The sequence below is a fragment of the Legionella yabuuchiae genome (genome assembly GCF_900640115.1).
GTDB lineage: Bacteria > Pseudomonadota > Gammaproteobacteria > Legionellales > Legionellaceae > Legionella_A > Legionella_A yabuuchiae.
Genome location: NZ_CAAAIW010000020.1, coordinates 1 through 15193, shown reverse-complemented (window position 1 = coordinate 15193; position 15193 = coordinate 1). Strand labels below are relative to the sequence as shown.

Sequence of the window (15193 nt, the reverse complement as noted above, 5' to 3'; positions counted from 1 at the left end):
TCTAGGCTTGTTGTGAAATTTTGGCTTTGGATTGGCATTATATTTGGGGCAGCTAGGGTTAATGCGTTATCTTCTCCTGGATTGATGGGCATTAGAATGTAACTGAGATGCGATATGATTCTAGAAGGCTCTACCAACTTGGAAGGCTAGTTTAGGCGTGTCCTGAGATGCCAAATGGACCCGAATAAACCGGGCCAAGTTTGGTGTCAAATATTGAGCCACTGGACTAAGGTAACCAGTTGTTTATATCCGTGATCGTTCAAAATGCGGCAGGGTGAAAAAGAAAAAGCATAAATCACGCATTTTGAACGATCACGGATGTATGTTAGGTAAAACATTCTTTAGCGGTAACACGTAATGTACTTAAAGCCGGAGCAGTGTTGACCAAAGCAAAGTTTTTGGTTCCCTAAGGCTTTTGTTGCCGCTACATGCGCTTCTTTTTTAAATTCTTTTACATCCAAATACCCTAAACGACGACAATAAGAATAAGCAGCACGTCGTCCACACTTTGTGTCTGTTTCATAACACCAATCAATGCGATAATGGTCAAAACGCGGATAAACAAAGCGCCGATAACGATAGGAATACAATTTCGGAGGATCATCTGAAAGCGTTCCTTCACAACGAATTAACTTAAATCCATCGCACTCCCATCCTTTGCACCCACCTTTTGCACCTAAAAAATGAGTTAAACCAACATTATTAGCAATAATTTCTTGAGTTGCTTTTTTGTACCCCATCATTTGGCAATAACGATTAGCGATCTCTATTCCGCACTGTGTTTTATCAAAGGAGCAATAATCTAACAGTTCGGCGTGATACTTAGGATTCCAAAAGTTACGATAGTAATCATCTTTAGTTTCTTTGGCATTGGCTTGTGTCGCAAGCGCAAAAAAAATGGCTCCCGCAACAATGGCACCACGAATGAGGCTCATAAACAGTCCTTTTATTCAAAACGAAAAATATAGTTTTGTTCAGCACAATCATCTTGGATTATGGCTTCGCCTCCCTTCAAGCTCGAGGGATCTGGCAACGTTGCTTGTCCTTAGATAATGACACTCCAAAAAATTGCCGCACAGTACTTACCATAGTAGCGCATCGGAAAAGAGATGTTAATAATTCAAGTAAACGCGTGATTTATCTAATAAATCACAAAGAATGGTAAGCAATTCATCGCTTGGGTTAATTCGCCATTCCGTGCCTAAGTTCAATATGCCTGCTGCTGTTGAGTTGGAATAGTCTATTCGCACCACACAGCTACCTTTATTCTCTTTTAAAACCGATTGCAAGGTGGGTAAGAGCTTTATATCTTGTGGCGTTAATTTTAATCCAAGGGATTTTGCAAATCGTTCTCTTGCTTCATCGATGAGCAAGAGAGCGTTAGCGAGCATTTTCACCCCACCCGAATAGTCATCGTGACTGATTTCTCCTTCAATGACCATGATCGTTCCCGCTTGAAGTGTGGCTTGTTTTTCTTCAAATAATTCCGAGAAAGCCACGATATCGATACCACCAGTAGAATCTTCAAGGCTTATAATGGCTAATTTCTTACCGCGCTTCGTCAAAATCTTTCTTATGCTTTTGACCATTCCACAAACATAAGCTTTTTTTGCGGCGGATGGGTCTAAATGAATTACAGGAGTAACAATACCCGCTAACTCTTGAAGATACCCTTCTGCAGGGTGCCCGGACAAATAAAATCCCAATGTTTCCTTTTCACCCTCCAAACGCCTTTTATCATCCCATTCCTTACAGACAATGTAATCCTCAGTATTCTTGTTTTCGTCGAATAGATTAAACAAATCCGTTTGTCCGCTAGACTGGTTTTGATGGTATCTGGCACCGGCTTGCAACGCTTTTTCTAACGATTCAAATAACACAGCCCGCTCGACTTGAAAATCATCCATCGCTCCGCTTTTGATTAACGCTTCTAATACTCGGCGGTTAACTTTTCGTAAATCCTGCCGTTGACAAAAGCTAAACAGACCTTCATACGGACCTTCCTCCTGCCTATCGTGCACAATCCCGTGAATCGCCGCCTCACCCACACCTTTAATAGCCCCTAAGCCATAAATGATGGTGTGTTCATCCTGTACGGTAAATTCATAAGCTGAGCGATTAATTGAAGGCGGCAAAACTTTTATATTCATCTGCTTGCATTCCAGTATGAAATTCACAACCTTATCGGTGTTGTCCATATCAGAAGACAAGACGGCCGCCATAAATGCCGCGGGATAATGCGCTTTAAGCCAAGCCGTTTGATAGGCCACCAAGGCATAAGCTGCAGAGTGAGACTTGTTAAACCCGTAGCCGGCAAATTTTTCCATTAAATCGAATATGTAATTGGCTTTATCAACGTCCACGCCACGAGCTTTCGCGCCTTCTGTGAAAATTTCACGTTGCTTGGCCATTTCTTCAGGTTTTTTCTTTCCCATAGCACGGCGCAGCAAATCGGCTGCACCCAATGTATAATTTGCTAAAACCTGAGCAATTTGCATCACTTGCTCTTGGTATAAAATAACACCGTACGTGGGTTTTAAAATCGGTTCCAAATCAGGGTGCGGATATTCCACTGTTGCACGGCCATGTTTGCGATCGATAAAATCATCCACCATGCCCGATTGCAGTGGTCCTGGGCGAAATAAAGCGACTAACGCGATAATTTCTTCGAAACAATCGGGTTGTAAACGATGGATTAATTCTTTCATGCCGCGAGATTCCAACTGAAATACCGCGGTGGTTTGGCAAGATTTTAATAAATTAAAAGAGGCATCATCATTCATCGGTATTTCATTGATGTTGATGGGATCTAATCCTTGCTTGGCACGCTCTTTATTGATGGTTAATAACGCCCAATGAATGATGGTTAACGTTCTTAATCCTAAAAAATCAAACTTGACTAATCCTGCGGCCTCAACGTCATCTTTATCAAATTGAGATACCAATTGCGTCGAGCCTTCTTCGCAATAGATGCCGGTAAAATCAGTTAGCTCAGAGGGAGCGATAACCACACCACCCGCATGCTTTCCTGCATTTCGGGTGATGCCTTCCAGTTTTAACGCCAAATCAATTAATTCTTTGACTTCCTCTTCATTCTCGTAGCGTCTTTTAAGCTCTTCTTCTTGTTCCAGCGCTTTACTTAACGTGATTCCAATCTCAAAAGGAATTAACTTCGCTAATTTATCCACAAAGCCATAAGGATGCCCAAGGACACGCCCCACATCACGGACAACGGCCTTGGCAGCCATTGAACCAAAGGTAATAATTTGAGAAACGCTCTTGCGACCGTATTTATCAGCCACATAATCAATGACTCTGTCGCGCCCTTCCATGCAAAAATCAATATCGAAATCCGGCATGGATACGCGCTCTGGGTTTAAAAATCGCTCAAAGAGCAAATCATACTCAAGGGGATCTAGATCGGTAATCTCAAGCGCATAAGCCACTAAAGACCCGGCCCCTGAACCACGACCTGGGCCAACCGGCACGTCATTATGTTTTGCCCATTGAATAAAGTCCGCCACAATAAGGAAGTAGCCTGGAAATCCCATGCTGTTGATGACATCTAGCTCTATGTTAAGTCGTGCTTCATACGTTTTTCTTGCGGTAGTGAGTAAGCCTTCTCTCCCGCGAAAAAGCTGCTTAAGGCGCTTGTCTAAGCCTTGTTTGGATAATTCAGATAAATATTTTTCAACACTCAAATCATTCGGCGTGGGGAAATTAGGGAGATAGTTTTTGCCTAGCTCAAGCTTTAAATTACATCGTTTGCTGATTTCAACCGTATTTTGAATCGCTTGTGGGATATCCGCAAACAAAGTCACCATTTCTTCTGCCGAACGCAAATATTGTTTCGGACTGTAGCGTTTTACTCGGCGCGGATCTGCCAGCGTATAGCCATCATGAATACAAACTCGTGCTTCATGCGCTTCAAAATCTTCTTCATGAAGGAAACGAACATCGTTGGTCGCAACCAGGGGAAGTTGTAAAGATTCAGCCAATTGAACCAGTTTTTCATTATAAGCGGCTTCATCCGGTCTATCCGTTCGCTGGATTTCTAAATAAAAGCGATTAGGAAATAAACTTGCCCACTCTATCGCCAGGGCGTTAGCGGTCTTCTCATCGCCCGTCGCAAGTGCGCGCCCAATATCGCCCAAGCACCCACCGGACAAAGCGATTAAGCCGTCACTATAGTCTTTTATCCATTGACGATGGATGCGAGGCTGCCCCTGATGTTGACCTTCAAGATAAGCTTTAGAGACCAATCGCGTCAGGTTTTTGTAACCCGTTTGATTTTGGCAGAGCAACACCAACGAATAAACAGATTCTGGTTTATCGGGATCTAGATATGGGATTTCACTGCCAATAATAGGCTTAACCCCAGAACTTAAAGCCGATTGAAAGACTTTTACCGCGGCAAAAAGATTGCAATAATCCGTCACGGCAACCGCATTCATCCCTTGTTCAGGCAACATCTTCATTAAAGGCTTAATACGAACAAGCCCATCAATTAAAGAATATTCAGAATGGACGCGAAGATGTACAAAAGGGCTTTGCATTCAGCAGGTTCTCTTACAAGATAATGATTGAACTTTATCGAACTCAATGTCACGAAGCAAGCAGGAATTCCTTAATCAACTCACATTCCTATTCTATGGATTATTCTATCCCGGATTGTCTAGGATCAAAGGCGTCTCTTACAGCGTCTGCAAAAAGATTACTGGCGAGAACCAAGATAAACATAAAAACAAACGCAGCAAGCATAGGCCACCAAACAATGGGTTCTCGGGCTAATTCCAAACGAGCCGCGTTAATCATATTCCCCCAACTGATGGTCAGAGGTGAAACCCCCACTCCCACATAAGACAATACGGCTTCAGCAAGCACTAAAAAACTAAAATCCAACACTAAGGTGATAACGACAATATGCATCACGTTTGGTAAAAGATGTTTGAACAAGATTTTAAGCGAGCTACTTCCTAAAGCCTGAGCGGCTAAGACATAATCGATTTCCCGTAACTTTAACGCTTCTGCACGCAGCAATCGGCAAAGGCTCGTCCAACTCGTAACGCCTAAAATAAAACACAACGCTAAAAGCCTTGCATCCGCACTTTGAGCAAGGGTTGTAAATTGTTCAGGATGATTAGCAATAAAGGTTTGCATCGATAACACCGAAGCAGTGATTAACAGTACGCCAGGAATGGAACTTAATGTGGTATAGATGTATTGAATGATGTCATCGATAATCCCTCCAAAGTAGCCAGCCGATATGCCTAACATTAAGGCCAAGGGCATCATAAATAAGGTCGTTAAGGTGCCTATCACAAGCCCAGTACGAATACTTTTTATAGCGTAGTAATAAACATCTTGACCAATTTTTCCCGTGCCAAGAACATGCAGATAGCGCGATAACCAATAGGTGCTAATCACAATGGTTAAGCAAACGAATAAAGTAATCAACGCGCTTAGTAACGCCGAACTAAAGTAAATGGGTTTAGGATGATGTCGTATTGCGCGAGACAAAAGCAGTATGAGCCATACAACCATCACACTTAAAAAAGCGAGTAATAAAGAGCCCGATACAATGTTAAGCATAAGTTGATGTACATCTTGCGAATGTTCTAAAAAGGATGGCGGATAATGTAATCTAGGGTAGACTTGCCTGGCTTTTCCTTCTTCAAAGATCGTTTCCTTACCGTAAAGATGCAATGACAATGGTGCGGAATAGGTTTTTTCATACTCAGTATCTAAGGGCGAGAGCACCCTATCCAATACCGATGCCGTTCGACTACTCTTTGTTGTTTTAAATTGAATAGAATCTAATACTCCTATGAGTAGAAACAATAACAGAACAATACCAGCACTCACCGGAATCGGTTTGCTTAAGATTTGTTTGAACGCACGTCTCACCGGCTCTCTTTTTAAACTGCGAAGAATTAAAACCGTCGCTAGCAGCATCAGCACTAAAAAACATTGATCAGTCCATAACAAATCCAGCGTCATTGTAATCTCACTCTAGGATCAACCAAGGTATACGATATATCCGTTAATATCAGTCCAATAATGTATAAAATTGAACCCAAAAACACCATAGCCCGCACAATGGCGAAGTCTTGTTGCTGAATGGCATCAATAATGTAACTGCCCAATCCCGGTATACCAAAAAACGATTCTAAAACTAGGCTTCCCATAAACAGTGAAGGAATAATCACCACAATTCCTGTTAAAATCGGCAGCATGGTATTTTTTAACACATGACGAAACAAAACGCTTAATTCAGAAAGCCCTTTCGCCCGTGCCGTTTTAACGTAATCCCGATGCATTTCTTCTAAAAATAACGTTCGATACCAGCGACTGCCCCCACCAATACCACTAATCACAGCCACTAAAATCGGAAGCGCCACAAATTTAACGCTATTTAACCCATCGTCATAGCCTGAAATCGGCACAAGACGTAGCACTTTGCCAAATAAATATTGGCCGCCGATAATATAAAACATGGTGGAAATTGACATTAAAATAATGCAAAACACTACCCCGCTTAAATCTAGATAGCTGGAGCGAAAAAAAGCCATCAGCATGGCAAACACAATATTCACGAAAAGCCCTAAAATAAAAACCGGTATTGCGATGGCAAGACTTGGCCACATACGTTGTGAAACATCATAACTAATGTCACGACCGGCATCAGACATCCCAAAGTCAAACAAAAACAGCCGAAACGATTTTTGATAAAATAACGTTTGAGTCAGCGACTCAAGGCCTGATTTTTTTTCGTTATAAAACAAGGGTAAATCATATCCCCGCACCGCTTTCCAATTTTCGATAACGGCTTCTGACACATGCTTTTCACCTAATTGCATCCGGGCCATGTCGTCTGGAGAATTCACCATAAAAAATAACGCGAAGGTTAAAATGTTAATCCCAAGTAATATGGGAATCATGTATAAAATACGTCTAAATAAATAAGTGGTCATAGCTCGGCCCTGGGCGCTTGATGCTGTTGTTTGCGGCGATAGGCAAAGAAAAATGGCAATAACAGTAACGCCATCATGCATAAAAACAAACCTATTGGCCAAAGCACTGGCTGATTCCATTTTTTTCTTAACTCATTGCGCAAGGGAACGTCAATAGCAATGTATTTTAAGGTGCTCTGGGATATGGTGTTGGGTTTAAAAGGTGCGGTCCAAAGCTGGCTTAAAATTAAACTTTTGGTATTAACTCCAAAGACCCATGGAGCATCTCTTCGTACAATTTCCAGCATGTTATCAATCAACTCCATTCTTATCTCGTCATTTGGCCGATTTTTCATTAAATCAAATAAACGATCGTATTCGGGATTTTGATAATTTGCCGCATTTGCTCCTCCGTAGTTGACTTTGCTGTTTGGCCCATAAAGCAAAAATAAAAAATTTTCAGGGTCAGGATAGTCGGCATTCCATCCCCAAGTGAATATTTGCGCATTACCAGTCCGCATTTTTTCTTGAAAGCGATTGTACTGGGTGGCACGAATATTTAATGAAATGCCTATTTTTGCAAACTGTTTTCGCATCCAGTTCAGTTGTGCTTTATCATCCGGACCTCCTGCTGCAGGAACATCGTAATTTAAAATGAGAGGGAGGCCTGTTTGAGGATCGCGACCATTGGGATAACCGGCTTCTTTCATTAAGGCCTTAGCCTCTTCAATAGGTTTTCGCTTTAATCCTTGATCCCATGTATACACATAAGGATTGATTCCTGATTTGCTTGTTCGATGTCCAAAGATTCCAGGCGGAATTGGACCTTGAGCTGGTGTTCCTCGCCCATTTAAGAAAATGGCGATGTACTCTTGATAATTAATGGCGATGGAAATCGCTAGGCGTAACTTACGCGCACGCTCACTGTTTCCGCCAACGACTGGATCAAGCATGTTAAAGCCAATATAAAAAACACTTGGGTCAGTCATCTGAGTCAGTCGCATCCCCTTTTGTTCCATCTGTGCTGTTAGGGTTGGCTTACCCGTCCGTGATATATGGATTGCTTGGTCAAAACTATCCGCGCTTACGCCTGATAAATCATAATACCCCTGCAAAAACTTATTCCAGCGAGGAATGTTTTCTTTTTCTAAGGTATAAATGGCTTTATTGATTAAAGGTAGTCGCTCTCCTTTATGATGAAGATACCCCTGTTCAATATCGTGCTCACTACCAACGAATGGAAAATATTCTTCATGATAATTCGGATTTTTTTCTAAAATCATGGCGCTGTTTGGATTATTTTCCGTTAACATAAACGGCCCGGACCCAACTGGATACCAGCCTAAACCTAAGTTTCGGTCTTCCATATCTGGCTGAGAATAAAAATACTCCGCCTCCCATGGGATTGGCGCGAAAAACGGCATCGCCAGCCAGAATATAAACTGTGGATAGAGTCCTTTGATGGTTATCTCATAGCTATAATCATCAATCTTACGCACACCAGAGAGCGAATATTCGCGTAAATCGAGAAATGGCTTTTGCAGCAATGCTGGAGGCAATGTTTTACCAAAATCCTGAAACCCTTCAATATATTGACTCATGAGTCCATAAATGGAAGAACTCAGTCTTGGATTGGCTAATCGCTTAATTTCATAAATATAATCCTCTGCTTTAAGTTCTCTTGTACCGGAATGTTTAAAATCAGAGATATCATTAATATCATGTTCATCAAGATAATCTTCTGAAAGATCTCTATAAATTAATTTTCCTGACTCGTTTCTGGCAAAGGCTGGATGCGGCTGATAATAAATTCCTGGCTTTATTTGAATGGTGTAAACGGTTTTTGCGATAACCTTACCTTCCGGATTGATGAGCTCATTTCCCTGAGCATCAAAATAACGAACGGTAGGCATTTTCACCGCGGTTAAGGGTACTAATTTATAGGGCCTGGCAAGATAATCATATTGTAAAACCGGTTCATAAATTTGTCCGATAAATTGATATTCATTAGAAGAATACGATTTAGCAGGATCTAACGTTTTGGGTTGTTCACTAAATGAGGTATAGTAAATTTTTTGATCATGCTGGCTTTCTGGGTATGGGTTATTGAGCACCCAATCACTCGCTTTAGCACAAGGCGTGAGCAATAGGACAACAATCCCTATCCAATGTTTAATCCTTAACAAAGAAAAACCCCTCTAGATTTATAATCTTAGAAAAAGAAGTTAAAGCCTCGCTACCCAAGCCAATGTCTTCAGCACTCTTAACTTGCTTGCTGCAGGGCTTAACTGCTTTTTCTAGGATAATCGCTCCAAAAACTCATCTTCATTTAATATCGTAACGTCCAACTCTGTCGCTTTGGTAAATTTTGACCCTGGATCAGCGCCAGCGATAAGATAATCAGTGTTCGCTGAAACGCTCCCAGTCACCTTAGCTCCTCGTGCGGTCAGCTTGGCTTTGGCTTCATCTCGGCTCATCCTAGATAATGATCCTGTTAAAACGACTGTTTTCCCATAAAATGGATGCGTTTCATCCGCTAGTTTAACCTCGGGTGTTGGCCAGCTCACGCCAAATTTCATGAGTTTATCAATCACTTCAAGATTATGATCTTGTGCAAAAAAATGAACAACATGATCGGCAGCGACCGGACCAATGTCCTTCAATGCCATTAAATCTTCAACGCTTGCGTTTTTTAGCGCTTCAATGTCTTTATAATGATTGGCTAATATTTCAGCACTTGCTTCCCCGATTTCACGTATTCCCAACGCATAGATGAAGCGCTGAAATGTTGTTTTTTTACTGCGTTCCATTGCCTCTACCAGATTTGCAGCCGATTTAGGCCCCATGCGTGGGTATTCGGCCAACTCTTCTTGCGTTAGGGTATATAAATCTGCCACATCGTCTAGTCGTTCTTTATCCACAAGCTGCTCGATTAACACGTCACCCAAGCCATCAATGGCCATGGCTTTACGTGAAGCAAAATGCCAAATCATTCGTTTACGTTGCGCCTTGCAAAATAAACCGCCAGTGCAACGCGCGACCGCTTCGCCTTCTTCACGAATCACATCCGCACCGCATACTGGGCATTCTTTGGGTAGCGAGATGGTTTTAGTTTCCGATGGTCTTTTTTCAAGAATAACCGAAACCACTTCTGGGATAACATCACCCGCACGACGTACAATCACTTCATCGCCAATACGAATGTCTTTGCGCTCAATTTCATCCATATTATGAAGGGTAGCATTACTCACAGTCACGCCCGCCACACGCACCGGCTTTAAGCGCGCTACTGGCGTTAATGCACCCGTTCGTCCAACCTGAAAATCAACCTCGAGAAGCGTTGTCATTTCTTCACTGGCTGGAAATTTATGGGCACAAGCAAACCTTGGCGCCCGGGCGACATAGCCCAGTTGATTTTGCTGGGCTGTGCTATCCACTTTATAGACCACCCCATCAATTTCATAAGGCAGTTCAGCACGTCGTTGAAGCATCGCTTCATAATAACGAAGGCATCCTGTTAGACCTCGTTGCACTTCTATTTCTGGCGCCACTCGAAATCCTAAATGCTTAAGCATACTCAGTTGGGCAAAGTGGCTGTCGGGGAGAAGAATGCCTTCATTGGCTCCTATACCGTAACAATAAATGGCAAGCGGCCTTGTGGCGGTCACCGATGGATTTAGTTGCCGGAGGCTGCCAGCCGCAGCATTTCGCGGGTTAGCAAAGGTTTTTTCCCCAGCATTTCGTGCCGTTTCATTTAAAGCTTCAAAGCCCGCTATCGGCATATACACTTCACCGCGGACTTCAATCATCGAAGGGATATCATCGCCTAATAACTTTAAGGGAACGGCAGCGATGGTTTTAATATTGCCTGTAATATTTTCTCCCACACGTCCATCACCGCGTGTGGCTGCCGAAACAAGGACCCCCCGTTCATAAGTCAGATTAACTGCGAGTCCATCCAACTTAGGTTCACAGGTAAAGACTAAGTCATCACGGTTAACCTTCAATTTATCAGCCACCCGTTTAATAAACGCCTTTAACTCCTCTTCATCAAACACATTCGACAATGAAAGCATAGGCTGTTGATGAGCGATGGCTTCCAGAGAAGAGACCGGCGCCACGCCTACTCGTTCTGTTGGAGAGTCCTTGCTTTTGTATTGTGGGTATTTCTCTTCCAACGCCTGCAATTGTTTAAAACAGCGATCATACTCGGCATCGGGTATGCTGGGTTCATCCAAGACATAATATTGATAATCGTAGTGTCGAATTTTTTCGCGAAGACGTTCTATCTCCTTCGCTATGTCGGAATTGTTCATGACTATAAAAACTCAATCTTCAAAATTAAATGAATATTTACACGTTTAGGATTCACTATCAACTTCATCATTCGTTATACTATCTAATTCATTAAATCGGTAGAGTATCAGATGGCATTTATAACGTTAACCAACCTTTCAATAGTCTTTGGCATCGGCATTGCCCTACAAATTATTTTAATGGCGCTATTGATGAAGCGGAATAATAGCCTTCAATTCACATTAGAAAATAAACTTCAACAACTCCAAACCGATTTACAACTTCATAATCAGACTGCCCAACATTCAATTTATGAAAAAATCGCAGAAGGTCAGCTCACCAGCCAAAAGTTAGTCACTGAAACCGTTCAAAGCCATATGAAAGACGTACGTGAGCAAATCAATCACAGTTTTAAGCAACATGCGGATTCATTAAGCGCCAATTTAAAATCACTAACCGAAGAAGTCCGAAGCCATCTTCACAACATGACCTTGCAGGTCAATACCCGCCTAACCGAAGGGTTTGAAAAAACGTCCTCCACGTTCACCGATATTGTAAAACGACTAACCATTATCGATGAGGCTCAAAAAAAAATTACAGAATTATCAACTCACGTGGTGAGTTTACAAGATGTATTAGTGGATAAACGTTCTCGCGGCGCCTTTGGCGAAGTACAGTTGTCGAGTCTGATTGCCAATATGATTCCAAGCCATCATTACAGCATGCAATATACTCTGAGCAATCAAAAGCGGGCCGATTGCATCCTATTTTTGCCAGAACCCACAGGAAATATTGTAATTGATGCTAAATTTCCTTTAGAAACGTATCAAAAATTGATGAATACAGACAACGGCTCTGTAGAACGAAAATCCCTACAGCAGCAGTTTCGTCAAGATTTACAAAAACATATTAAAGACATTGCTGAAAAATACATCGTTGCCAACGAAACCACCGATAGCGCCATCATGTTTATCCCAGCCGAGGCTATTTTTGCAGAAGTCCATGCCAATTACCCTGAAGTCATTGCCCTTTCACAGCGATTAAAAGTATGGTTGGTTTCCCCAAGTACCTTAATGGCTGTGTTAACCACCGCCAGAGCTGTATTAAAAGACGATGCCACCAGGAAACAGGTTCACATTATCCAAAAGCACTTACAATCGCTCGCTCTAGATTTTCAGCGTTTTGAAAAACGTATGGATAAATTAACGAAACACATCGATATGGCGCATCAAGATGTCAGCGAAGTCAATACCTCCGCCAAAAAAATTACCCAACGCTTCCAAAAAATTGAAGCCGTTGAGTTTGAGCTAAAAGAAACACCATTGGTTGAAGAATGAACTCTGATACTCGCACTTTAGGTTTATTAGCAGGGCAACCGCATCTAAACGGATACTATGAAATCAAAATGCCTACGTTCCGCGCTTTATGCGCGGAATCTAGCCTCGTACATTGTTCAAGATCGACTGGATGCCGTGCATAAAGCACGGCACGTAGACAAAAACAAACTTTTTAGTGTTCAAAATTTAGATGTGTTTACCCTGGGTTTATTAGCGTCATTGATTCAATGAGGTTATATGCTATCCTAATAGTATAAAAAACAACGGATTAAGTAATGAACGCATTACGATTGCTTCTAACCCTTCTAATGACTCTCTTGTTAACCAACGTCTACGCGCTTGGCTTCGGTTGTAATACCTGTACTGGTAATCAGCCTTGTGTGAATCCCTGCCCTCCTCCAGAAAAACCAGCGTATAAACCCTGCCCTGAGTGTTGTGAGGGCATGGGTGGCGTGCATTATTGCGACTCATCCGCTGGGCGATTTGTTTGTCGAAACGGGGATTATTCAACCTGTTATTGCGATCGCCATGCAGTCATGGATTTACATAAAATAATGGGGTGTTGTTTGTGGCAAGGTGGGGTATTAAAAAAAGATGAAACAGGGCTGGTCATTTGTAATAACGGAGCGGTTTCAGAAATTTGCACTAGGCAAAATATTCTGGATGCAGCACAAGTAAGTTGGTAGATTGATATATACCCGTAATCTTTCAAAATACTAGGGTCTGTTGACATTTCACTTGCCGCCTACGTGCCGCGGCTTGTCCGCGGCATCCAATAGATGGTCAAATCAAAAGCCGCACTATCTAATCCATTGAATAATGAAAGCAAACTCATAATATAACGGTTCTGACACCAAGTATAAAACGAGTTTGCAATGCTTAGACTTATGCTCAATGACGAGCTTTGGTCGAAGCTTAGGGAGATCATGCTACAGCATGGGATTTATGACAAGTCTAATCTTCGTATGATAGTAGAGGCAATGTTATATCGCATGCGGGTTGGCTGCCCTTGGCGCGACCTACCAACAGAGTTTGGATTCTGGAACTCAATCTATCAAAAATTTAATCGATGGTCATCAAAAGCAAATTGATGAGCATATTCAAAGCACTTGTTCAAGAACCAGATCTTGAATGGGAGTTTATTGATGGCAGCATCGTAAAAGTGCATCAACACAGTTCTGGTGCAGCTTCTGAAGAAAATAAAGCGATAGGAAAATCCAGAGGGGGCAATACGACAAAAATTCATATGGCTGTTGATGCTCATGGTTTACCCATCGATTTTGAAATAACGGGTGGGGAAGTACACGATTGTAAAGTTGCCCCAGAGTTTATCGAACAACTGCCCGCCGCAGGTCATATTATTGCTGATAAAGGCTATGACAGTGAAGAAATAAGAGACACTATTCGTAAAAAATCATCCATTCCAGTTATTCCAAGAAAGAATAATTCTAAGATTGGCAATTTAGATATGGATTGGTGTCTTTATAAATATAGGCATTTAGTTGAAAATTTATTCGCCAGGATAAAGCATTTTCGTGCAATTGCCACAAGATTTGATAAATTAAAGCGGAATTATGCCTCTGTTGTTGCTATGGCCTGTGCATTTTTATGGCTACCTATGTAGCACTTCTTGCGATATTATCTGGATGTTTGTCCAACATTCAGGGAATGTATGATGCATCCATCTTATGTTTATATTCTTGCAAGTCAGCGTAATGGTACTCTTTACATAGGTTCTACGTCAAACATCATTAAACGAACGTGGGAACACAAAAATAAAGTTATTCCAGGCTTCACTGCCAAGTATAACGTACATATGCTTGTCTATTACGAAATACACGAATTATATATTGACGCAGCTCGTCGTGAAAAACGTTTCAAAAATTGGCCAAGACAATGGAAAATAAATTTAATCGAGAAACTTAATCCAGAATGGCGTGATCTGTATGAAGAAATTTGCCGATGATTTAGATTGACTGGATGGCGCGGGCAAGCCGCGGCACGTAGGCGGCAAGTGAAATGTCAACAGACCCTAGATTTGTTCTATCGCTTTTTCCGTCAGAACTGTTTTTAAAGATTCGCAATAGANTAAAGTTATTCCAGGCTTCACTGCCAAGTATAACGTACATATGCTTGTCTATTACGAAATACACGAATTATATATTGACGCAGCTCGTCGTGAAAAACGTTTCAAAAATTGGCCAAGACAATGGAAAATAAATTTAATCGAGAAACTTAATCCAGAATGGCGTGATCTGTATGAAGAAATTTGCCGATGATTTAGATTGACTGGATGCCGCGGACAAGCCGCGGCACGTAGGCGGCAAGTGAAATGTCAACAGACCCTAGATTTGTTCTATCGCTTTTTCCGTCAGAACTGTTTTTAAAGATTCGCAATAGAACTCGCCATTACTTCATCTTTAAAAACAGTTCTGCCAAAAAAATCGAATCGCCCAAAAACTAGTATTTTTAAAAATTACGGGTATATAGCCATTACACTTCAAAATCCGAAATTAGGTTCACTGACAATTTGAAATTTATCAGTGAGCCTAGCTCTCAATAATTTCTTTTTACGCCCAATTTGTTTGAAGAAAGTAGTTATGGCTT

Annotated in this window: 10 protein-coding genes and 1 pseudogene; 5 read left to right on the top strand and 6 right to left on the bottom strand. The window is 41.7% G+C overall.

The features are described 5' to 3' along the window. Positions 1–341 precede the first annotated feature (341 nt). The 6 genes from E1O47_RS08330 to ligA all read right to left on the bottom strand — a co-directional run bounded on the left by E1O47_RS08330 (position 342) and on the right by ligA (position 11269). A complete protein-coding gene (locus E1O47_RS08330; protein WP_133130801.1) occupies positions 342–935 on the bottom strand; it encodes a hypothetical protein in 594 nt (197 codons plus the stop codon). A 177-nt stretch (positions 936–1112) separates the two neighbouring features. Then, the gene (gene dnaE, locus E1O47_RS08325; protein WP_133130800.1) at positions 1113–4556 is read right to left on the bottom strand and encodes a DNA polymerase III subunit alpha; all 3444 of its coding nucleotides are present in this window, start codon (positions 4554–4556) and stop codon (positions 1113–1115) included. 100 nt (positions 4557–4656) lie between these two features. Beyond that, entirely contained in the window at positions 4657–6000 is a 1344-nt protein-coding gene (locus E1O47_RS08320; protein ID WP_133130799.1) for an ABC transporter permease, read from the bottom strand. Beyond that, on the bottom strand, positions 5997–6974 hold the full coding sequence (locus E1O47_RS08315; RefSeq protein WP_133130798.1) for an ABC transporter permease: 978 nt from the start codon (positions 6972–6974) through the stop codon (positions 5997–5999). The genes E1O47_RS08320 and E1O47_RS08315 overlap by 4 nt, the downstream gene beginning before the upstream one ends. Further along, on the bottom strand, positions 6971–8866 hold the full coding sequence (locus tag E1O47_RS08310) for an ABC transporter substrate-binding protein (protein ID WP_423202761.1): 1896 nt from the start codon (positions 8864–8866) through the stop codon (positions 6971–6973). Before E1O47_RS08310 ends, E1O47_RS08315 begins: the two co-directional genes overlap by 4 nt. Before the next feature lie 384 nt (positions 8867–9250). Further along, on the bottom strand, positions 9251–11269 hold the full coding sequence (ligA, locus tag E1O47_RS08305) for an NAD-dependent DNA ligase LigA (protein ID WP_133130797.1): 2019 nt from the start codon (positions 11267–11269) through the stop codon (positions 9251–9253). Between the two features lie 111 nt (positions 11270–11380). Here ligA and E1O47_RS08300 point away from each other — a divergent pair, with 111 nt between their 5' ends. From E1O47_RS08300 to E1O47_RS12525, 5 genes and pseudogenes are all read left to right on the top strand, one after another. Next, on the top strand, positions 11381–12586 hold the full coding sequence (locus E1O47_RS08300) for a DNA recombination protein RmuC (protein WP_133130796.1): 1206 nt from the start codon (positions 11381–11383) through the stop codon (positions 12584–12586). A 275-nt stretch (positions 12587–12861) separates the two neighbouring features. Next, positions 12862–13272, top strand: a complete 411-nt coding sequence (locus tag E1O47_RS08295; RefSeq protein ID WP_242602074.1) for a hypothetical protein — start codon at positions 12862–12864, stop codon at positions 13270–13272. Between the two features lie 189 nt (positions 13273–13461). Further along, a protein-coding gene (locus tag E1O47_RS08290) for an IS5 family transposase (protein ID WP_242602072.1) occupies positions 13462–14210 on the top strand; the annotation gives its coding sequence in 2 pieces (ribosomal slippage) (positions 13462–13666 and positions 13666–14210; 750 coding nt in all). A gap of 51 nt (positions 14211–14261) precedes the next feature. Further along, complete coding sequence (locus tag E1O47_RS08285) at positions 14262–14552, top strand: GIY-YIG nuclease family protein (RefSeq protein WP_133130837.1); 291 nt, start codon at positions 14262–14264, stop codon at positions 14550–14552. Between the two features lie 124 nt (positions 14553–14676). After that, positions 14677–14865 (top strand): annotated as a pseudogene (locus E1O47_RS12525) (GIY-YIG nuclease family protein); the annotation flags it as partial. Positions 14866–15193: the final 328 nt, after the last annotated feature.